This is a genomic window from Streptomyces sp. NPDC038135, assembly GCF_055601245.1.
Genome location: NZ_JBVJXS010000007.1, coordinates 310,509 through 328,980, shown reverse-complemented (window position 1 = coordinate 328,980; position 18,472 = coordinate 310,509). Strand labels below are relative to the sequence as shown.

Sequence of the window (18,472 nt, the reverse complement as noted above, 5' to 3'; positions counted from 1 at the left end):
ACGAGGAGAGTGAACGTGAGCAAGTACGTGCGGCCGGCGACCGAGGGCGCCGACCCCTTCGGCACCGCCCGTCTTCGCCGCGGTGTCCTCGACGCCTGGGCCACCAGCCCCGCCCGGTTCCGCGAGGACGCCAACGCCGAGGAGGACCTGGTCCTCGGCGGCTACCGGGACCGGCTCGTCATCGAGCTGGCCCAGAACGCCGCCGACGCCGCCGCCCGGGCGAAGGTGCCGGGGCGGCTGCGTCTCACTCTCCGCGACGGCGTCCTCGTCGCCGCCAACACCGGCGCCGGGCTGGACGCCACCGGTGTCGAGTCGCTGTCCACCCTGCGGGCCTCCGCCAAGCGGGACGCCGACGACACCCACGGCGCCGTCGGCCGGTTCGGCGTGGGCTTCGCCGCCGTACTGTCCGTCACCGACGAGCCGGCCATCGTCGGCCGGCACGGCGGGGTCCGCTGGTCGCTGGCCGAGGCCAGGGAACTGGCCGCGGACACCGCCCGGCACAGCCCCGGACTCGGGGACGAGGTCCGGCGCCGGGACGGGCACGTGCCGCTGCTGCGGCTGCCGTTCGCCGCCGAGGGCTCCGCCCCCGACCCGTACGACACCGCCGTCATCCTGCCCCTGCGCGACGCGGCCGCCGCCGACCTCGCCGAACGGCTCCTCGACGCCGTGGACGACGCCCTGCTCCTCGCCCTGCCCGGCCTGGCGGAGGTCGTGATCGAGGTCGACGGCGCGACCCCGCGCACCCTGCGCCGCCGTACCGAGGACGCCGTCACCGTCGTGGAGGACTCGCGGGAGGGCGTCACCCGCTGGCGCACCGTCGCCGCGCACGGACCGCTCACCGCCGACCTGCTCGCCGACCGGCCGGTGGAGGAGCGCCTGCGCCCGCACTGGTCGGTGACCTGGGCCGTGCCGGAGGACGACCAGGGGCGCCCGGTCCGGCCGCGCACCGCGGGCGTGGTGCACGCCCCGACCCCCAGCGACGAGCCCCTCGGCGTCCCCGCGCTGCTCATCGCGTCCTTCCCGCTGGACACCACCCGCCGGCACGCGGCCCCCGGTCCGCTGACCGACTTCCTGGTGCAGCGGGCGGCGGACGCGTACACCGAACTGCTCGCCGCCTGGCGCCCGGTGACCGACGGCGTCATCGACCTGGTGCCCGGGCCGCTGGGCAAGGGGGAGCTGGACGGCGCGCTGCGCCAGGCGGTCCTGGAGCGGCTGCCGCGCACCGCGTTCCTGCCCCCGGCCGCCGACCACACGGAGGACGACGACCTCCCCGAGGCGCTGCGGCCGAGGGACGCCGAGATCGTGGAGGGCGCCGGGGCGGACACCGTGCGGGTCCTCGCCGAGGTGCTGCCCACCCTGCTGCCCGCCGGGCTGGAGCGCCGGGTGGAACTGCGCACCCTGGGGGTGGCCCGGCTGCCCCTCGCCGACGCCGTCGACCGGCTCGCCGGTCTGGAGAAGGACCCCGACTGGTGGTGGCGGCTCTACGACAGCCTCGCCGGGGTCGACCCCGACCGGCTCTCCGGGCTGCCGGTGCCGCTGGCCGGGGCCTCCGGTTCCGGAGGAGGGCGCACCACCATCGGGCCCCGGCACGTGCTGCTGCCCAGCCCCGACGCCGCCGCCCTGGACGCGGACGTGCTCGGCCGGCTCGGGCTGAAGGTCGCGCACGAGGACGCCGTCCACCCGCTGCTGGAGAAGCTGGGCGCGCTGCCCGCGACCCCGCGCGCGGTGCTGACCACCCCGCAGGTGCGGGCCGCGGTGGCGGCCTCGCTGGACGACGAGGGCGGGGTGCTGTGGGAGGAGGACGCGCCGGACGCGGAGGAACTGGCCGACACCGTCCTCGCGCTCGTCCGCGACGCCGCCCTCGAACCCGGTGACGAGCCCTGGCTGGGCGCGCTCGCGCTGCCCGACGAGGACGGCGAACTCGCCCCGGCCGGTGAACTCGTGCTGCCCGGCAGCCCGTTCGCCCAGGTGATCCGCGAGGACGAGCTGGCCGCCGTCGACCCCGACCTGGCCGCCAAGTGGGGCGAGCAGCCGCTCACCGCCTGCGGGGTGCTCGCGAACTTCGCGCTGGTCCGCGCCACGGACGTGGTCCTCGACCCGGACGAACTGGAGCCGCGGGAGAGCGACTTCGCCGAGCCGGACGACGCGGGTCTGCTGGACGCCGTGGACGTGTGGAGCGAGGACATCCTCGACCGCTTCCCGGACACGCCCGTGCCGCCGGTCGCCACCGAACTGGTCGCCGTCCGCGACCTCGACCTGGTGGACGACGACAAGTGGCCGCAGGCGCTCGCACTGCTCGCCCAGCCCCCGCTGCGCGACGCCCTGACCCAGCCGGTGCGCGTCCTGCTGCCCGACGGCACCCACGAGGTCGTGCGCCCGTACACCGCGTGGTGGCTGCGCGGCCACCCGGTGCTCGACGGCCGCCGTCCGGCGGGCCTGCTCGCGGCCGGCGGGGACCCGCTCCTGCACGGCCTGTACGACGAGGCCGACGCGACCGGCTTCGAGGACGAGCAGGTGCTGCGCGCGCTGGGCGTCCGTACCTCCGTCGCCGCCCTGCTCGGCGAACCCGGCGGCGCCGCCGAACTGCTGGACCGCCTGTCCGACCCCGAGCGGCCCGTGAGCCCGGCCCAGTTGCACGGCCTCTACGGCGCGCTGGCCGAGCTGGACCCCGAGCAGGTGACGCTGCCGGACGAACTGCGGGCGGTCGTGGACGGCCGGACCGAGGTGGTGGACGCGGCCGACGCGGTGGTGGTGGACTCCCCGGACCTGCTTCCCTTCACCTCCGGGGTCCCGCTGCTGCCGGTGCCCCCGGCCCGGGCCGCCGAACTGGCCGAACTGTTCCAGGTGCGGCGGCTGAGCGAGTCCGTCACCGGGTCGGTCGACTCCGAGGGCGCCGAGCACGACGTACCGCACGCGGTGCGGGTGCTGCTCGGGCCGCGCACCCCCGGCACCTATGTGGAGCACGACGAACTGGTCGTGGACGGCGTCGAGATCGACTGGCGCCTCACCGACGACGGCACGCTGCACGCGGCCACCCTGGAGGGCGTCGCGGCGGGCCTCGCCTGGGCGGCCGGCCAGTGGCCCCGCCGCTTCGAGGTGGCGGCCCTGCTGGAGGACCCCTCCCGGACGGAGGAACTGGCGCGCGACCGCTGGTTCGACTGAGGCCGGGCGCCAACTTCGTAAGCCACTCGCAAAACCTTCAAATTTTCTACAACCGTTCCCCTGGGTGGCGGGTCTGATCAACGAGTCGACTGACTCCACGATCATTTGGGCACGCAAGTGCCCACCCTCTCCACACAGGGGAACGCATGCGCATACGTGCCACCGTGGCCGCCGTCACCGGCGCCCTGGCCCTCTCCGCCTTCGTCGTGCCGGCCGCGCAGGCGGCCGACGGCTCCTCTTACACGCCCGCCGACCTGGCGAAGGCCGCCCGCGCCTTCCACGCCGCTTCCGGCAAGTCGGCGTTCAGCTCCTCGGCCGCCGACGAGCCCTACGCGCTCGACCTCACCTTCTCCTCCGTGAAGGTCAACAACGGCAAGCCGATCGTCGTGGGCACCACCAACCACGTCTCCGTGCCGGTCACGTACACGGTCACGCACGGCGCGGACGTCGACATCCACGCCGACGACTTCTTCATGGACGTGGACATCTACCGCGGGTCCTTCGACAGCCCGACCGCCCTGCAGATGGGCGACGACTGGCCGGTCTGCACCGACTCGTCGGCGACGGTGGCGACCTGCAAGGGCACCATCGACATCTACCCGAAGGACGAGTTCCTCGGGCTGACCAACGCGGACGCCACCACCTGGAAGGCCGAGGGCTACGCCGTCGCCCTCAACGGCCAGGACCCGGACACCGGCGACGTGACCAAGATCGGTTACGTGGCCCAGGACCGCGTCGCCACCACCAAGCTCCAGCGCTACTCGAAGCTGACGGTCAACGCCTCCCCGGAGCCCGTCGTCAAGGGCAAGACCATCACGGTCACCGGCAAGCTGTCCCGGGCCAACTGGGACGACCACCAGTACCACGGCTACACCGGCCAGGCGGTGAAGCTGCAGTACCGCAAGAAGAGCTCCAGCACCTACACCACGCTGAAGACCATCACCACCAACTCCACCGGCAACCTGAAGACCACGACCACGGCCACGGCCGACGGTTACTACCGCTTCTCGTTCGCCGGCACCTCGACCACCCCGGCGGTCAACGCCGCGGGCGACTACGTCGACGTGAAGTAAGCGGCACCGCACCGCACCGGCCCCGGAGACGCGCTGTCTCCGGGGCCGGAAGTATTTCCCCCACTTGTGCCAAGCGGTCGCCCCACCCGGGTAACGGGCGGGCAATCGGGAGCAAAAATCTGGCCGGAAGGCGCTCTCGCCCTACAACCAGCGCCCGGTGTCGCGGATCTGATCGCGTGAGTCAGCCGACTCCACGATCACTTCTCCCTCCAAGGGAACCGCACATGCGCATACGTGCCACCGTGGCCGCCGTCTCCGGCGCCCTGGCCCTCTCCGCCCTCGTCGTCCCGGCCGCCCACGCGGCCACGACGAGCGGCACGCCGTACACCCTCGACGCGAGCTTCTCCAGCGTCACGATCGCCAAGGCGATCAAGGTCGGCACCACCAACGAGGTCAGCACCAAGTACACCTACACGCTGACCCACGGCGCGGACGTCGACATCACCGCGCAGGACTTCTACACCGACGCGTTCCTCTACCGCGGCTCCTTCGCCGACCCGAGCGCCGAGCTGTACGGCGACGACGGGGCGACCTGCACCGCCACCTCGGCGACCACCGCCACCTGCACCGGCACGATCGACGTCCACCCGGCCGACGGCGACCTGGCGAACGCGGACGCCGGCTCCTGGACCGTGGCCGCCGAGGCCATCGCCTTCAACGGGCAGAACCCGGACAGCCCGGACATGAGCAAGGTCGGTTACAAGGACCAGGACGGCCTCGGCAGCACCCTGGTCCAGCGCTACTCCAAGCTCACCGCCAACGCCTCCCCGGAGCCGGTCTACAAGGGCAAGACCCTCACGGTCACCGGCAAGCTCTCCCGCGCCAACTGGGAGGACCACCAGTACCACGGCTACACCGGCCAGCCGGTCAAGCTCCAGTTCCGCAAGGCGGGCACGAGCACGTACACCACCGTCAAGACGGTCTACTCCGACTCCTCGGGCAACCTGAAGACCACCACCACGGCCTCCTACGACGGCTACTGGCGCTTCAGCTTCGCGGGCACCTCGACCACCCCCGCGGTCAGCGCCACGGGCGACTACGTCGACGTGAAGTAGCCCTCAAGCGGGGAAGCGGCGGCCGACCCATCTCCACAGGAACTCCAGGACGGCCGCCGCCACCGCCGCGACGGCCACCGCCGTCCACGGCATGGTGACGCCCACCAGCCTGAGGGCGAAGAAGTCCTGCAGGGCCGGCACGACGAGGACCAGCAGGAAGGCCGCGCCCATCGCGGCCACCAGGGCGATCCGCCACCAGGTGTAGGGGCGGGCGATGATCGCCAGGACCCACATGGAGATCAGGAACAGGGTCAGGGTGGCCGCGCTGGTCTCCGCCTCCAGGGAGCCCGGACCGGTGTAGTAGTGCCGGGCCAGCAGGTACGTCGCGAAGGTCGCCGCTCCCGCCACCACCCCGCCGGGCACCGCGTACCGCATGACCCGGCGGACGAAGTGGGGGTGGGCCCGCTCGGTGTTGGGGGCCAGGGCCAGGAAGAAGGCCGGGACGCCGATGGTGAGGGTGGACAGCAGGGTCAGGTGACGCGGCAGGAACGGGTACTCCACCTGCCAGCACACCACCAGCAGCGCCAGCAGCACCGAGTACACGGTCTTCACCAGGAACAGCGTCGCCACGCGCGTGATGTTGCCGATCACCCGGCGCCCCTCGGCGACCACCGAGGGCAGCGTGGCGAAGCTGTTGTTCAGCAGCACGATCTGCGCCACCGCCCGGGTCGCCTCCGAGCCCGAGCCCATGGAGACGCCGATGTCCGCGTCCTTCAGGGCCAGCACGTCGTTCACGCCGTCCCCGGTCATGGCGACCGTGTGCCCGCCCGACTGGAGCGCGCCGACCATGTCCCGCTTCTGCTGCGGGGTCACCCGGCCGAAGACGGTCCCCTCGTCCAGCGCCTTCGCCATGCCCTGCTGATCGTCCGGCAGCCGGCGCGCGTCCACCGCCGTACCGGACAGCCCCAGTTTGGCCGCGACCGCGCCGACGGACACCGCGTTGTCCCCGGAGACGACCTTCGCCTGCACCCGCTGCTCGGCGAAGTAGCGCAGGGTGTCGCCGGCGTCGGGGCGCAGCCGCTGCTCCAGCACGACCAGCGCGGTGGGGCGGGCGCCGCGGGCCGGCTCGGGGTCGTCCAGGTCGCGGGTGGCGCGGGCCAGCAGCAGGACCCGCAGCCCCTGCTCGTTCAGGCGCTCGGTCTCGGCCAGGGCCGGGTCGTCCTCGGTGAGCAGTACGTCGGGGGCGCCCAGCAGCCAGGTGCTGGCCTCCCCGTCGCCCTCGCTGAACGCGGCGCCGCTGTACTTGCGGGCGGAGGAGAAGGGCAGCGACTCCACGCAGCGCCACTCCTCGCAGTCCGGACAGGCGTCGATGATCGCCTGGAGGGAGGCGTTGGGGTGCGGGTCGGACTCGCCGAGGGCGCCCAGCACCTTGCGCACGTACGGCTCGTCGGCGCCGTTCAGCGCCCGCAGCTCGGTGACGTCCATGCCGCCCTCGGTCAGCGTGCCCGTCTTGTCCAGGCAGACGGTGTCCACCCGGGCCAGGCCCTCGATGGCGGGCAGCTCCTGCACCAGGCACTGCTTGCGCCCGAGCCGGATGACCCCGATGGCGAAGGCTACGGAGGTGAGCAGCACCAGCCCCTCGGGAACCATCGGGACGATGCCGCCGACCGTGCGGGCGACCGCGGCCCCGAGGTTGTCGTTCTTCACCACGAGCTGGGTGATGACCAGGCCGATCGCGGCCGGGACCATCATCCACGTCACGTACTTCAGGATCGTGGAGATGCCGGTGCGCAGCTCGGAGTGGACGAGCGTGAACCGGGACGCCTCCTCGGCGAGCTGCGCGGCGTAGGCCTCCCGGCCCACCTTGGTCGCCCGGAACGCGCCGCCGCCGGCCACGACGAAGCTGCCGGACATGACCTGGTCGCCGGGCCGTTTGTGGACCGGGTCGGCCTCGCCGGTGAGCAGCGACTCGTCGATCTCCAGACCGTCGGCCTCCGCGCACACCCCGTCCACGACGATCTTGTCGCCGGGTCCCGTCTCCACGAGGTCGTCCAGGACGATCTCGCTCGTGGCCACTTCGACGGCCACTCCGTCGCGGCGGACGGTGGGCCGGGCCTCGCCGATCACGGCGAGCGAGTCCAGGGTCTGCTTGGCCCGCCACTCCTGCACGATGCCGATGCCGGTGTTGGCGAGGATCACGAAGCCGAAGAGGCTGTCCTGGATCGGCGCGACGAACAGCATGACCAGCCACAGCACACCGATGATCGCGTTGAACCGGGTGAAGACGTTGGCGCGGACGATCTCGCCCATGGAGCGGCTGCTGCGCACCGGGACGTCGTTGACCTCGCCCCGGGCGACGCGCTCGGCGACCTCGGCCCGGGTCAGGCCGGCCGACCCGGCCGCCGGCAGAGCCACCGGGTGCACCGGGTCGAGCTCGGCCCCCGCGTCGATGTGCGTCATGCATTCGACGGTACGTGCGGATCTGCGGCTTCACCTGCCGAGTGGGCGGAAGATCCGACCTGGGGAGGAGGGGCGTCCTGCGCTGGTTGGAGTGCCCGGCGGCTACCTGCCCGCGGTGGCCGCCTTCAGCGCCGCGTCCCGCTTGATCGCCGCGTCCCGCCTGCGGACGTACCAGACGCCGATCAGGCCGAGACCGCCGCCGGCCAGGCAGGTCCACAGCCACCACAGGTGCCCGTGGTCGTCGAACCAGCCGTAGAAGGGGAGCTGGACCAGGAAGAGGACGAACCACACGATCGTGCCGCCGGTGATGGTGGCGACCACGGGCCCCTCCAGGGGCTCCGGCGCCTCGTGCTTCGGGGTCCACTTCGTCATGGGGGACAGCTTACGAGGCGATCAGGTCTACGCGCGGAGATAGCGATTTACCGCTCATACGTTCATACTGAAACCGTTTGTCTTTGGCCGCTTCTGTTCGTATGAAACTCCAACGGGGCTCGGGGGAACCCCGCTGGTGATGAGGTCCTCATGTCCACCTCGGCACCTGCCAAGGTCCCCGCCCCCGAGCAGCCGGGCGGCACTCCCGCCTACGGCGCTCTCGACCGCTACTTCCGGATCTCCGAGCGCGGCAGCACGCTCGGCCGCGAGATCCGCGGCGGTCTCGCCACCTTCTTCGCGATGGCGTACATCATCGTGCTGAACCCGATCATCCTGGGCAGCGCGAAGGACATGTACGGGCATCACCTGGACAACGGTCAGCTGGTGACCGCGACCGCGCTGACGGCCGCGTTCACCACGCTGCTGATGGGCGTCATCGGCAACGTGCCGATCGCGCTCGCCGCCGGTCTCGGTGTGAACTCCGTCGTCGCGCTGCAGCTCGCCCCCCGGATGTCCTGGCCTGACGCCATGGGCATGGTCGTGCTCGCCGGCTTCGTGGTCATGCTGCTGGTCGCCACCGGGCTGCGCGAGCGTGTGATGAACGCCGTGCCGTTCGGTCTGCGCAAGGCGATCTCGATCGGTATCGGCCTGTTCATCATGCTGATCGGTCTGGTCGACGCCGGCTTCGTCACCCGTATGCCGGACGCCGCGCAGACCACCGTCCCGCTGCAGCTCGGCGTCGGCGGTCACCTCAACGGCTGGCCGGTGCTGATCTTCGTCCTGGGCGCGCTGCTGACCTTCGCGCTGATCGTCCGCAAGGTGCCGGGCGCGATCCTGATCTCCATCGTCGGGATGACCGTCCTCGCGCTGATCATCAACTCGGTCGCCCACGTCTCCACCTGGGGCCTGACGGTCCCGAAGTGGCCCGGCAACCCGCTGGCCACGCCCGACTTCGGCCTGGTCGGCCAGTTCAGCCTCTTCGGCGGCTTCTCCAAGGTCGGCGTGCTGACCGGCATCCTCTTCGTCTTCACGGTCCTGCTGTCGTGCTTCTTCGACGCGATGGGCACGATCATGGGCATCGGCGACGAGGCCAAGCTGACCGACGCCCAGGGCTACATGCCGGGCATCAACAAGGTCCTCTTCGTCGACGGCATCGCGGTCGCGGCGGGCGGCGCCAGCTCGTCCTCGGCCACCACCGCCTTCGTGGAGTCCACGGCGGGTGTCGGCGAGGGCGCGCGCACGGGATTCGCGAACGTCGTCACGGGCGCCCTCTTCGCGGTGGCCCTCTTCCTCACCCCGGTCGCCACCATGGTCCCGTCCCAGGCGGCCACGCCGGCCCTGGTCGCGGTGGGCTTCCTGATCCTCTCGAACTCCGTCAAGGAGATCGACTGGGCGGACTACACCATCGCCATCCCGGCCTTCGTGACCATGATGATGATGCCGTTCACCTACTCGATCACCAACGGCATCGGCATGGGCTTCATCACCTTCGTGGTGCTGCGCCTGGCCGCCGGCCGGTCCCGCGAGGTCCCGGTCGCGATGTACGTCGTCGCCGCGGTGTTCGCCTTCTACTACCTGATGCCGGCCCTGGGCCTCACCTGAGGCGCGGGCGTCAGGTGACGCCGTAGAACTTCTCCGTCTCCTCGACGGCGGCCTGGAACCGCTCGTCGAAGTCGTCCCGAATGAGCGTGCGGACCACATAGTCCTGCACGCTCATTCCTCTTCTCGCCGCGTGGTGGCGGAGCCGTTCGAGCAGCTCCCCGTCTATCCGCAGGCTGAGCACAGTGGTCCCCATGTGTACTAGGTCGCCACAACCGACCGTCTCATGCGTCACTTTTCGGAAACGACTCACTCTTACGGGTGATCGTGGGGTCGAGTGGCGGGCGTCACGGGGGTCCGGCCCCTTCTCCGGTGGTCCTTAGCGAGAGTAATGAGTTACGCTAATGACCATGCCGGACCTCAACCATGGCGACGACGCCGCCGCCGTGAACTCCCTGCGCTCCGCCGTGATGCGGCTGTCCCGTCGGCTCAAGCACCAGCGGGTCGACGAGTCGCTGAGCCCCACCGAGATGTCGGTGCTGGGCACCCTCTCCCGCTGCGGCACCGCCACCCCGGGCGAACTCGCCCGCAAGGAGCACGTGCAGCCGCCGTCGATGACCCGCATCGTCGCGCTGTTGGAGGGCAAGGGCCTGGTCCGGCTCGAGCCGCACCCCGAGGACCGTCGCCAGAAGGTCGTCACCAGGACCGAGCAGGCCGAGGCGATGCTCGAGGAGAGCCGCCGCAAGCGCAACGCGTTCCTGGCCGGCCTGGTCGACGCCCTCGACGAGGACGAGTGGGCCAAACTGCGCGCCGCCGCCCCGGTGCTGGAGAAGCTCGCGCATCTGTAAGCCATTCACCCCCGCCAGGAGGAGGCGAACCTTTTGAGTTCGGGATCCGGAGCAGCTTCCGCCCCCGCACCGATCACTACTACCCCGACCGCCCGCAAGTCCTCGATGTTCAGCTCGCTGAAGGTCCGGAACTACCGCCTGTTCTTCGCCGGCCAGGTCGTCTCCAACACCGGCACCTGGATGCAGCGCATCGCCCAGGACTGGCTGGTGCTCAGCCTCACCGGCTCCTCCGCGGCCGTCGGCATCACCACCGCCCTGCAGTTCCTGCCGATGCTGCTGTTCGGCCTGTACGGCGGCGTCCTGGTCGACCGGCTGCCCAAGCGGCCCACCCTCCTGGTCACCCAGGCCGCCATGGCCGTGACCGGCCTCGCGCTCGCCTTCCTGACCCTCTCCGGCCACGTCCAGGTCTGGCACGTCTACGTCGCCGCCTTCGCCGTCGGACTCGCCACGGTGGTCGACAACCCGGCCCGGCAGTCCTTCGTCTCCGAGATGGTCGGCCCCGGTCAGCTCCAGAACGCGGTCAGCCTGAACTCCGCGAACTTCCAGTCCGCCCGGCTGGTCGGCCCCGCCGTCGCGGGCCTCATGATCACCGGCGTGGGCACCGGCTGGGCGTTCCTCGCCAACGGCCTGTCCTTCGCCGCGCCCATCGCCGGACTGCTGCTGATGCGCTCCCGCGAGCTGCACGTCGTCGAGCGCGCGCCGCGCGGCAAGGGCCAGCTCCGGGAGGGCCTGCGCTACGTCGCCGGGCGCCCCGAGCTGATCTGGCCGATCGTCCTCGTCGGCTTCATCGGCACCTTCGGCTTCAACTTCCCGGTGTGGCTCTCCGCCTACGCCGACGACGTCTTCCACGCCGGCGCCGGCGCCTACAGCCTGTTCAACACCCTGATGGCCGTCGGCTCCCTCGGCGGCGCCCTGCTGGCCGCCCGCCGCGGCACGGCCCGGCTGCGGCTGCTGATCGCCGCCGCGCTGGCCTTCGGCACGTTGGAGACGGTGGCCGCGCTGGCCCCGTCCTACTGGCTGTTCGCGCTGCTCATGGTCCCGATCGGGGTCTTCGGCCTGACGGTCAACGTCACCGCGAACACGGCGGTGCAGATGGCCACCGACCCGGCCATGCGCGGGCGGGTGATGGCCCTGTTCATGATGGTCTTCATGGGCGGCACGCCGCTCGGCGCACCGGTGGTCGGCTGGATCACGGACACCTACGGCGCCCGGGTCGGCTTCGCCCTCGGCGGTGTGGTCTCGGCCGTGGCCGCCGCCACGATCGGCCTGATCCTGGCCCGCATCGGCGGCCTGCGCCTCGCGGTCGGCTGGCACCGCGGCCACCCCCAGGTCCGCTTCGTCCCCCGGGAGCAACTGGCCCCGGCGGCCTGACGCAGGGGAGGAGCGGGACTCAGTCGCGGGGGAACTCGCCGGTCTTGAGGACGAGACCGACGGGGGTGCCCGTGAGGTCCAGCTCCTCCCCGAAGTCGGCCTTCACCTCGAGGGCGTACCTGCCGTCCTTGGGGTGGGTGAGGACGTGGCACTCACCCCGGTAGGGGTCGGCGATGACGTAGACGGGAACCCCGGCCTCGGCATAGGCGGCCTTCTTGGGCCCGTAGTCGTTGGCGGCGGTGCCCCGGGAGACGACCTCGGCGACGAACTCGACGTCCCCGCAGTCCCAGCGGCCGTCCTCGGTCCTCGCGGCGCCCTCCGACATCACCGTCACGTCGGTCGCGAAGCCGTTGAGATGGCCCGGGTAGTCGATGCGTACATCGGACTTGACGCGCTTGCGCGGGTACTTGGCGCGCAACTGTTCGACGAAGTCCAGGATGATCTCCCAGTGGGTGTCCCGCTGCGGCGACATGAAGACGGTCCCCTCGACGATCTCGACCTTGTATCCCTCGGGGACGGGCATCTTCTCGAGCCGCTCGAACATCTCGTCGAGCGTGGTCGTGTTGTCGCTCTCGGCCATCGCGATCCTGTCTTCGAGGACGGTCATCGTGGCGCTCCTCCCCGGGCCCCACGAGCGGGCGCAGCCGCGCGGTACAACGATACGCACGGTCATCCGGACACGCCGGGGCGTGCGCGGGAGACTGGCGGCATGAGACTCTTCGCCGCCCTGCTGCCCCCGGACGACGTGGCCGACGCGCTCGCCCGGGAGGTGGCCGCGCTGCGGGACCTGCCCGGCGCGGACGGGCTGCGCTGGACCGGGCGGCCCGGCTGGCACTTCACGCTCGCCTTCTACGGCGAGGTCGACGAGGAGCTGGTACCGGAGCTGCGCACGCGTCTGGAGCGTGCGGCGGGCCGTACGGCGGCCTTTCCGCTGGCGCTGCGCGGCGGCGGCCAGTTCGGGCGCGGAAAGGCCCTGTGGGCGGGCGCGGACGGCGACCTGCGCGCCCTGGGGCTGCTGGCCGGGCGCGCGGAGGCGGCGGCGCGCAGGAGCGGCATCGAGATGGGGGAGCACCGCCGCTACCAGGCGCACCTGACGGTGGCCCGCAGCCGGTCCACGGTGGACGTACGGCCCTACGTGACGGCGCTGCACGACTTCGGCAGCCGCACCTGGACGGTGGACGAGCTGGTCCTCGTCCGCAGCGACCTGCCGAAGTCCGGCGTGCCCGGCGAGCAGCCCCGCTACGAGCCGGTCGCCCGCTGGGCACTGGGCGCGGCCGGTTAACCTCGATACGTGGACCCGAAGACCCGTAACCGGATCATGGCCTTTGTGCTCGTGCTGATGTTCGCCGTCGTCGCCCTGGCGGCCGCGCTCGGCAGGTGAGGCCTGGGCGCGGCCGCACGGGCGGTCAGCGGCGGGCGCGGCTCACCAGGCGAAGGCCTCCGGGGACGGGCCGGGGCCCGGGAAGACCTCGTCGAGGCCGGTCAGCAGCTCCTCGCTCAGCTCCAGCTCCACGGCCCTGATCGCCGACTCGAGCTGCTCGGCGGTGCGCGGTCCGACGATCGGGCCGGTGACGCCGGGCCGGGTCAGCAGCCAGGCCAGGGCGGCCTCGCCGGGCTCCACGCCGTGCTTGTCGAGCAGGTCCTCGTAGGACTGGATCTGCGCGCGGGCGGCCGGGTCGGCGAGGGTGTCGGCGGCCCGCCCGGAGGCACGGCGCCCGCCCTGCACCTCCTTCTTGATGACTCCGCCCAGGAGACCGCCGTGCAGCGGCGACCACGGGATGACCCCGAGGCCGTACTCCTGCGCGGCCGGGATGACCTCCATCTCGGCGCGGCGCTCGGCGAGGTTGTACAGGCACTGCTCGCTGACCAGGCCGATGGTGCCGCCGCGCCGGGCGGCGATCTCGTTGGCCTGGGCGATCTTGTAGCCGGGGAAGTTGGAGGAGCCGGCGTAGAGGATCTTGCCCTGCTGTACCAGCACGTCGATCGCCTGCCAGATCTCCTCGAAGGGAGTGTTCCGGTCGACGTGGTGGAACTGGTAGAGGTCGATGTAGTCGGTCCGCAGCCGCTTCAGGCTGGCGTCCACCGCGCGCCGGATGTTGACCGCGGAGAGCTTGTCGTGGTTGGGCCAGGCGGCGCCTTCGGCGCCCATGTTGCCGTACACCTTGGTGGCGAGAACGACCTTGTCCCGGCGGTCGCCGCCCTTGGCGAACCAGTTGCCGATGATCGATTCCGTACGGCCCTTGTTCTCGCCCCAGCCGTAGACGTTGGCCGTGTCGAAGAAGTTGATGCCCGCGTCCAGCGCCGCGTCCATGATCGCGTGGCTGTCCGCCTCGTCGGTCTGCGGGCCGAAGTTCATGGTGCCGAGGACGAGTCGGCTGACCTTGAGTCCCGTGCGTCCTAGCTGCGTGTACTTCATGGTGTCCTAGCCAACGGCTTGGAGTGCGCTCGAAGCAAGGGGGGCTCGGCGGGCTAGTCGCGGGGGAAGGCGTCCGTCTTCATGACGAGGTCGACCACCGTGCCGGTCAGGTCGACGTCGGTGCCGAAGTCGACCCGCGTCACCCGGGCGTAGTCGCCCTCCTTGGGATCGGTGTGGACGTGGCAACGCCCCTGGTACGGATCGGCGATGACGTACACGGGAACCTCGGCGTCCGCGTACGCGATCCTCTTGGGGCCGTAGTCGTTCGCGGCCGTTCCCCTTGAGACGACCTCGGCGACGAACTGGACGTCCTGATACCGCCAGTGGCCCGTGTCGTCCGGCTTCGCCGAGTCCTTGAGCAGGGCGACGTCAGGGCAGAAGCCGTTCTCGTGTCCGGGAAAGTCGATGCGTACGTCCGAGAAGACCCTGTCCATCCCGTGCTTTCCCGCGACCGCATCCGCGATACGGAAGATGATCTGCCAATGAGTGCCCCGCTGCGGCGTCATGAAGACGTTGCCCCCGACGATCTCGACCCGGAATCCCTCGGGGACGGGCATCCGCTCCAGGCGGTCGAACCAGTCGTCCAAACGCTGGGTGTTGGCGTCGGCGTCGGCCATCGCGATCCTGTCTTCGAGGACGGTCATCGTGGCGCTCCTCCCCGGCTGCCCCATGGACAGAAGCAGCCGCGCGGTTCAACGATACGCACGGTGACGGGGAGACGACGGAATCAGGTCAACCTCTGCCGGCCGCGTACGCCTGTCCGATTCCCCAGGCCTCCCACATCGCGGCGGCGAACGCCTGGGCGATCCGGTGTTCGCCGCGCGCGTTGGGGTGCGTCCCGTCGTAGGTGTCCGCGTCGATGTCGTACGCCTCGGGCGGCGAGGCCAGCAGCAGGGGGGAGCGGGGCTCGTCCAGGTCGGCCACCGTCTTGGCGAGCAGCTCGTTGAACCGGTCGACCTGGGCCGCGAATTCCTCGTCCGTCCGGGCGCGGACGTTCGGGATCACCGGCAGCAGCACCATGCGGATGCCGGGCCGGGCCTCGCGGGCGCCGGTGACGAACGCCCGGACGTTCTCCGCCGTCTGCTCGGCGTTGGTGTAGAAGCCGAGGTCGATCAGGCCCAGGGAGACCAGCAGCACGTCGGCCCGGTGCGTGCGCGCCGCCTCGCCTATGAGCGGCGCCATGTGCAGCCAGCCCTCGCCCCAGCCGGCCAGATGCGCCCGGGGGAAGTCGGGGTCCGCGTACGCGTGCGACACCGGTGCCTCGGCCGCCTTGTCGTACAGCTCCTCGCGCGGGCCCACGAGGGTGAACGGGCCGCCGTACGAATCGCGCAGATGCTGCCACAGACGGTAACGCCACGTGTGTTCGCCCGCGCTCCCGATGGTCATCGAGTCCCCCACGGGCATGAACCTGAGCACCCGCTCATGATGGACGATCACCGATGCCGGTGGGATGTGAGGCCCGACACGTCCACCGGAGCCACGGGGCGAATGGCAGGCTTGGGGCATGCGTCGACCGTTCGCCCTGCTTGCCGGGGCCCTGCTCGCGGGTGCCTGCGCGCTGCCCGCCCATGCCGCCGACGGTGATCAGGGTTTCACCATCAAGGACCCGAGGATCACCGAGTCCAGCGGTCTGGCCGCCTCCCGGCTGCACCCCGGCATCTACTGGACGCACAACGACAGCGACGACGGTCCGTACATCTACGCCGTGGACAGCAGGACCGGCAACACGGTCGCGACCGTCACCCTGCGCGGCATCGGCTCCCCGCGCGACGTGGAGTCCATCTCCATCGGCCCGCACAACGAGATCTACGTGGGCGACATCGGGGACAACTTCGACGGCAGATGGCCGTACGTGTGGATCTACCGGCTGCCCGAGCCGAAGGTGCTGAAGGACCAGACGGTGACGGCGCGGCAGTACGTGGTGAAGTACTCCGACGGGCCGCGCAACGCCGAGTCGCTCCTCGTCCATCCGAAGACCGGGCGCGTGTACATCATCGACAAGAAGGAGGACGGCGGGCACCTCTTCGAGGGGCCTTCGACGCTCTCCACCTCCGCCACGAACGTCTTCCGCCCCGTCGCCCCGGTCGACCTGTGGGCCACCGACGCCGCCTTCTCCCCGGACGGCGAGCAGCTCGCCGTGCGCGGGTACTTCGGCGGGATCTACTACGACTGGAACGGCGGGCGCATCAAGCGCGAGGGCCGGCTCGACGTGCCCCTGCAGGGGCAGGGCGAGTCCCTGACGTACTCCGCCGACGGGACCCGGCTGATGTACGGCAGCGAAGGCGCCGGGAGTTCGGTCCAGGCGCAGGACGCGCCGGGCGACCACTCCGCCAAGTCCCCGTCCGCGAACGGCGGTTCCGCGTCCGACGGAGCCGGCGGCAGCGGCGGGCGCCTCAAGGTGGGGGCCGCCGTCGTCGCCGTGGGCGCGGTCGTCCTCCTGGGGCTGCGGCTGCTGCGCCGGCGCCGCTGAGCGCCGCCGCCACGGTGGAGTCGGCGCACCGGGCCCCTTGACGTGGTCATGGCGTCTGGGTTTCCTGGAGGGGTGCGGCGCATGGGAGCGCTCCCATCCGTTCCGGGGCCGCGCCTCCCGAGAGGAACCGAGGCACATGTTCCGCAGCTTGCGAAGAACGCTGTGCGCTGCCGCCGCCGCGCTCCTGCTGCCCCTGGCGGGCGCACACCAGGCGCACGCGGCCGCCGCCCCCGGAGCCGGCTACTGGCACACCAGCGGCCGGCAGATCCTGGACGCGGCCGGACAGCCGGTGCGCATCGCGGGGATCAACTGGTTCGGGTTCGAGACCGGCAACCACGTGGCGCACGGCCTCTGGTCGCGCGACTACAAGAGCATGATCGACCAGATGCGGTCGCTGGGTTACAACACCATCCGGCTGCCCTACAGCGACGACGTGTTCAGGGCCGGCACGATGCCCGAGAGCATCGACTTCTCCGGCGGCAAGAACGCCGATCTGCAGGGGCTGAACTCGCTCCAGGTCATGGACCGGATCGTGTCCTACGCCGGTCAGGACGGCCTGAAGGTCATCCTCGACCGGCACCGGCCGGACTCCGGCGGCCAGTCGGCCCTCTGGTACACCGCCTCCGTGCCCGAGTCGACCTGGATCGCCGACCTGAAGGCGCTGGCGGCCCGGTACAAGGGCCAGGACACGGTCATCGGCATCGACCTGCACAACGAGCCGCACGACCCGGCCTGCTGGGGCTGCGGCGACCAGGCCACCGACTGGCGGCTCGCGGCCGAGCGGGGCGGCGACGCGGTGCTCTCCGTCAACCCGGACCTGCTGGTCTTCGTCGAGGGCGTGCAGTCGTACAACGGCGTCTCCGGCTGGTGGGGCGGCAACCTGATGGGCGCCGGGCAGTACCCGGTCCGCCTCGACGTGCCGAACCGCGTCGTGTACTCCGCGCACGACTACGCCACCAGCGTGGCCCAGCAGAGCTGGTTCGCCGATCCGTCCTTCCCCGCCAACATGCCGGGGATCTGGGACAAGTACTGGGGCTACCTCTTCAAGCAGAACATCGCGCCGGTGTGGGTGGGCGAGTTCGGCACCACCCTGCAGTCGGCCGTGGACCAGAAGTGGCTGGCCGCGCTGGTGGACTACCTGCGGCCGACGTCGACCCACGGCGCGGACGCCTTCCAGTGGACCTTCTGGTCGTGGAACCCCAACTCCGGTGACACGGGTGGCATCCTGAAGGACGACTGGACGACCGTGGACACGGTGAAGGACGGGTACCTGGCGAGCGTGAAGGCGCCGTTGTTCCCGGGTTCCGGCAGCGGTGGCGACGGCGGCGGTGGCGGGGGCGGCGCCTCGGCCGCCTGCGGCGCCGCCTACACCGTCAGCAGCGACTGGGGGAGCGGCTTCAACGCCCAGGTGACGGTGACGAACACCGGGACCGCCGCCCTCAAGTCCTGGAAGGTGACGTGGACGTGGAGCGGTTCACAGCAGATCACGTCCATGTGGAACGCCGCCTACACCCAGAGCGGCACCGGTGTGACGGCTGTGAACGCCGCTCACAACGGCAGTGTGCCGGTGGCCGGTTCCACGAGCTTCGGCTTCGGCGGCGCGCCCGGCGGCGGGACGGTGCCGAAGCTGACCTGCACGGCGACGTGAACGGCGTGGCCGGTCCGGCGGTATGAGAACGGCCTTTCGCCCGGCGGCATGAGGGCGGCGTTTCGCCCGGCGGCATGAGAAGAGGGCGCCCGGTGCGTGAAGCACCGGGCGCCCTCCC

The 18,472-nt window shown here is 71.2% G+C and carries 16 protein-coding genes; 9 read left to right on the top strand and 7 right to left on the bottom strand.

Going from position 1 to position 18,472, the window contains the following annotated elements:
• The first annotated feature begins 15 nt into the window (after nt 1–15).
• The 3 genes from ACZ7JA_RS21805 (at nt 16) to ACZ7JA_RS21795 (ending at nt 5,290) form a co-directional block, all read left to right on the top strand.
• Nucleotides 16–3,162 (top strand): sacsin N-terminal ATP-binding-like domain-containing protein, encoded by a 3,147-nt coding sequence (locus ACZ7JA_RS21805; RefSeq protein WP_470809840.1) that lies wholly within the window; start codon nt 16–18, stop codon nt 3,160–3,162.
• Nucleotides 3,163–3,308: 146 nt separating this feature from the next.
• Nucleotides 3,309–4,235 (top strand): hypothetical protein, encoded by a 927-nt coding sequence (locus tag ACZ7JA_RS21800; RefSeq protein ID WP_450752743.1) that lies wholly within the window; start codon nt 3,309–3,311, stop codon nt 4,233–4,235.
• 224 nt (nt 4,236–4,459) lie between these two features.
• Entirely contained in the window at nt 4,460–5,290 is an 831-nt protein-coding gene (locus tag ACZ7JA_RS21795; protein WP_389450134.1) for a hypothetical protein, read from the top strand.
• A gap of 3 nt (nt 5,291–5,293) precedes the next feature.
• Here the strand turns inward: ACZ7JA_RS21795 and ACZ7JA_RS21790 are convergent, their stop codons facing one another.
• Both ACZ7JA_RS21790 and ACZ7JA_RS21785 read right to left on the bottom strand, forming a co-directional pair.
• Nucleotides 5,294–7,690, bottom strand: coding sequence for an HAD-IC family P-type ATPase (locus tag ACZ7JA_RS21790; protein WP_470809837.1), 2,397 nt, complete (start codon nt 7,688–7,690; stop codon nt 5,294–5,296).
• A 102-nt stretch (nt 7,691–7,792) separates the two neighbouring features.
• Nucleotides 7,793–8,062, bottom strand: a complete 270-nt coding sequence (locus ACZ7JA_RS21785; RefSeq protein ID WP_199210977.1) for a DUF2530 domain-containing protein — start codon at nt 8,060–8,062, stop codon at nt 7,793–7,795.
• 150 nt (nt 8,063–8,212) lie between these two features.
• On the opposite strand from ACZ7JA_RS21785, the gene ACZ7JA_RS21780 reads away from it, so the two are divergent.
• Nucleotides 8,213–9,664, top strand: a complete 1,452-nt coding sequence (locus tag ACZ7JA_RS21780; protein ID WP_351665889.1) for an NCS2 family permease — start codon at nt 8,213–8,215, stop codon at nt 9,662–9,664.
• A 10-nt stretch (nt 9,665–9,674) separates the two neighbouring features.
• Here ACZ7JA_RS21780 and ACZ7JA_RS21775 read toward each other — a convergent pair whose 3' ends face one another.
• Entirely contained in the window at nt 9,675–9,857 is a 183-nt protein-coding gene (locus ACZ7JA_RS21775) for a ribbon-helix-helix protein, CopG family (protein ID WP_097257380.1), read from the bottom strand.
• Between the two features lie 154 nt (nt 9,858–10,011).
• On the opposite strand from ACZ7JA_RS21775, the gene ACZ7JA_RS21770 reads away from it, so the two are divergent.
• A complete protein-coding gene (locus ACZ7JA_RS21770) occupies nt 10,012–10,449 on the top strand; it encodes a MarR family winged helix-turn-helix transcriptional regulator (RefSeq protein ID WP_199210975.1) in 438 nt (145 codons plus the stop codon).
• A 33-nt stretch (nt 10,450–10,482) separates the two neighbouring features.
• Nucleotides 10,483–11,820, top strand: a complete 1,338-nt coding sequence (locus tag ACZ7JA_RS21765; protein WP_389303172.1) for an MFS transporter — start codon at nt 10,483–10,485, stop codon at nt 11,818–11,820.
• Between the two features lie 19 nt (nt 11,821–11,839).
• Here ACZ7JA_RS21765 and ACZ7JA_RS21760 read toward each other — a convergent pair whose 3' ends face one another.
• Entirely contained in the window at nt 11,840–12,427 is a 588-nt protein-coding gene (locus tag ACZ7JA_RS21760; protein ID WP_470809830.1) for a Uma2 family endonuclease, read from the bottom strand.
• Between the two features lie 102 nt (nt 12,428–12,529).
• Between ACZ7JA_RS21760 and thpR the strand changes: the two genes are divergently transcribed.
• Complete coding sequence (gene thpR / locus ACZ7JA_RS21755) at nt 12,530–13,102, top strand: RNA 2',3'-cyclic phosphodiesterase (RefSeq protein ID WP_404028400.1); 573 nt, start codon at nt 12,530–12,532, stop codon at nt 13,100–13,102.
• A gap of 141 nt (nt 13,103–13,243) precedes the next feature.
• Here thpR and ACZ7JA_RS21750 read toward each other — a convergent pair whose 3' ends face one another.
• The 3 genes from ACZ7JA_RS21750 to ACZ7JA_RS21740 form a co-directional block, all read right to left on the bottom strand.
• Nucleotides 13,244–14,236: an aldo/keto reductase gene (locus ACZ7JA_RS21750; RefSeq protein WP_351665880.1), complete on the bottom strand. Its 993-nt coding sequence runs from the start codon at nt 14,234–14,236 to the stop codon at nt 13,244–13,246.
• Between the two features lie 53 nt (nt 14,237–14,289).
• On the bottom strand, nt 14,290–14,880 hold the full coding sequence (locus ACZ7JA_RS21745; RefSeq protein ID WP_470809827.1) for a Uma2 family endonuclease: 591 nt from the start codon (nt 14,878–14,880) through the stop codon (nt 14,290–14,292).
• An 88-nt stretch (nt 14,881–14,968) separates the two neighbouring features.
• Complete coding sequence (locus ACZ7JA_RS21740; RefSeq protein ID WP_470809824.1) at nt 14,969–15,652, bottom strand: SGNH/GDSL hydrolase family protein; 684 nt, start codon at nt 15,650–15,652, stop codon at nt 14,969–14,971.
• 88 nt (nt 15,653–15,740) lie between these two features.
• Between ACZ7JA_RS21740 and ACZ7JA_RS21735 the strand changes: the two genes are divergently transcribed.
• Together ACZ7JA_RS21735 and ACZ7JA_RS21730 are read left to right on the top strand one after the other, a co-directional pair.
• Nucleotides 15,741–16,706 (top strand): WD40 repeat domain-containing protein, encoded by a 966-nt coding sequence (locus ACZ7JA_RS21735; RefSeq protein WP_470809822.1) that lies wholly within the window; start codon nt 15,741–15,743, stop codon nt 16,704–16,706.
• A 136-nt stretch (nt 16,707–16,842) separates the two neighbouring features.
• On the top strand, nt 16,843–18,354 hold the full coding sequence (locus ACZ7JA_RS21730; protein WP_470809820.1) for a cellulase family glycosylhydrolase: 1,512 nt from the start codon (nt 16,843–16,845) through the stop codon (nt 18,352–18,354).
• The last annotated feature ends 118 nt before the right edge of the window (nt 18,355–18,472 follow it).

Bases quoted from the DNA above. Each gene is read 5' to 3' on its own strand.
- ACZ7JA_RS21735 (WP_470809822.1), top strand. From the start codon at position 15,741: ATGCGTCGACCGTTCGCCCTGCTTGCCGGGGCCCTGCTCGCGGGTGCC.
- ACZ7JA_RS21775 (WP_097257380.1), bottom strand. From the start codon at position 9,857: ATGGGGACCACTGTGCTCAGCCTGCGGATAGACGGGGAGCTGCTCGAA.
- ACZ7JA_RS21730 (WP_470809820.1), top strand. From the start codon at position 16,843: ATGTTCCGCAGCTTGCGAAGAACGCTGTGCGCTGCCGCCGCCGCGCTC.
- ACZ7JA_RS21780 (WP_351665889.1), top strand. From the start codon at position 8,213: ATGTCCACCTCGGCACCTGCCAAGGTCCCCGCCCCCGAGCAGCCGGGC.
- ACZ7JA_RS21800 (WP_450752743.1), top strand. From the start codon at position 3,309: ATGCGCATACGTGCCACCGTGGCCGCCGTCACCGGCGCCCTGGCCCTC.
- thpR (WP_404028400.1), top strand. From the start codon at position 12,530: ATGAGACTCTTCGCCGCCCTGCTGCCCCCGGACGACGTGGCCGACGCG.
- ACZ7JA_RS21750 (WP_351665880.1), bottom strand. From the start codon at position 14,236: ATGAAGTACACGCAGCTAGGACGCACGGGACTCAAGGTCAGCCGACTC.
- ACZ7JA_RS21795 (WP_389450134.1), top strand. From the start codon at position 4,460: ATGCGCATACGTGCCACCGTGGCCGCCGTCTCCGGCGCCCTGGCCCTC.
- ACZ7JA_RS21760 (WP_470809830.1), bottom strand. From the start codon at position 12,427: ATGACCGTCCTCGAAGACAGGATCGCGATGGCCGAGAGCGACAACACG.
- ACZ7JA_RS21785 (WP_199210977.1), bottom strand. From the start codon at position 8,062: ATGACGAAGTGGACCCCGAAGCACGAGGCGCCGGAGCCCCTGGAGGGG.
- ACZ7JA_RS21745 (WP_470809827.1), bottom strand. From the start codon at position 14,880: ATGACCGTCCTCGAAGACAGGATCGCGATGGCCGACGCCGACGCCAAC.
- ACZ7JA_RS21790 (WP_470809837.1), bottom strand. From the start codon at position 7,690: ATGACGCACATCGACGCGGGGGCCGAGCTCGACCCGGTGCACCCGGTG.
- ACZ7JA_RS21770 (WP_199210975.1), top strand. From the start codon at position 10,012: ATGCCGGACCTCAACCATGGCGACGACGCCGCCGCCGTGAACTCCCTG.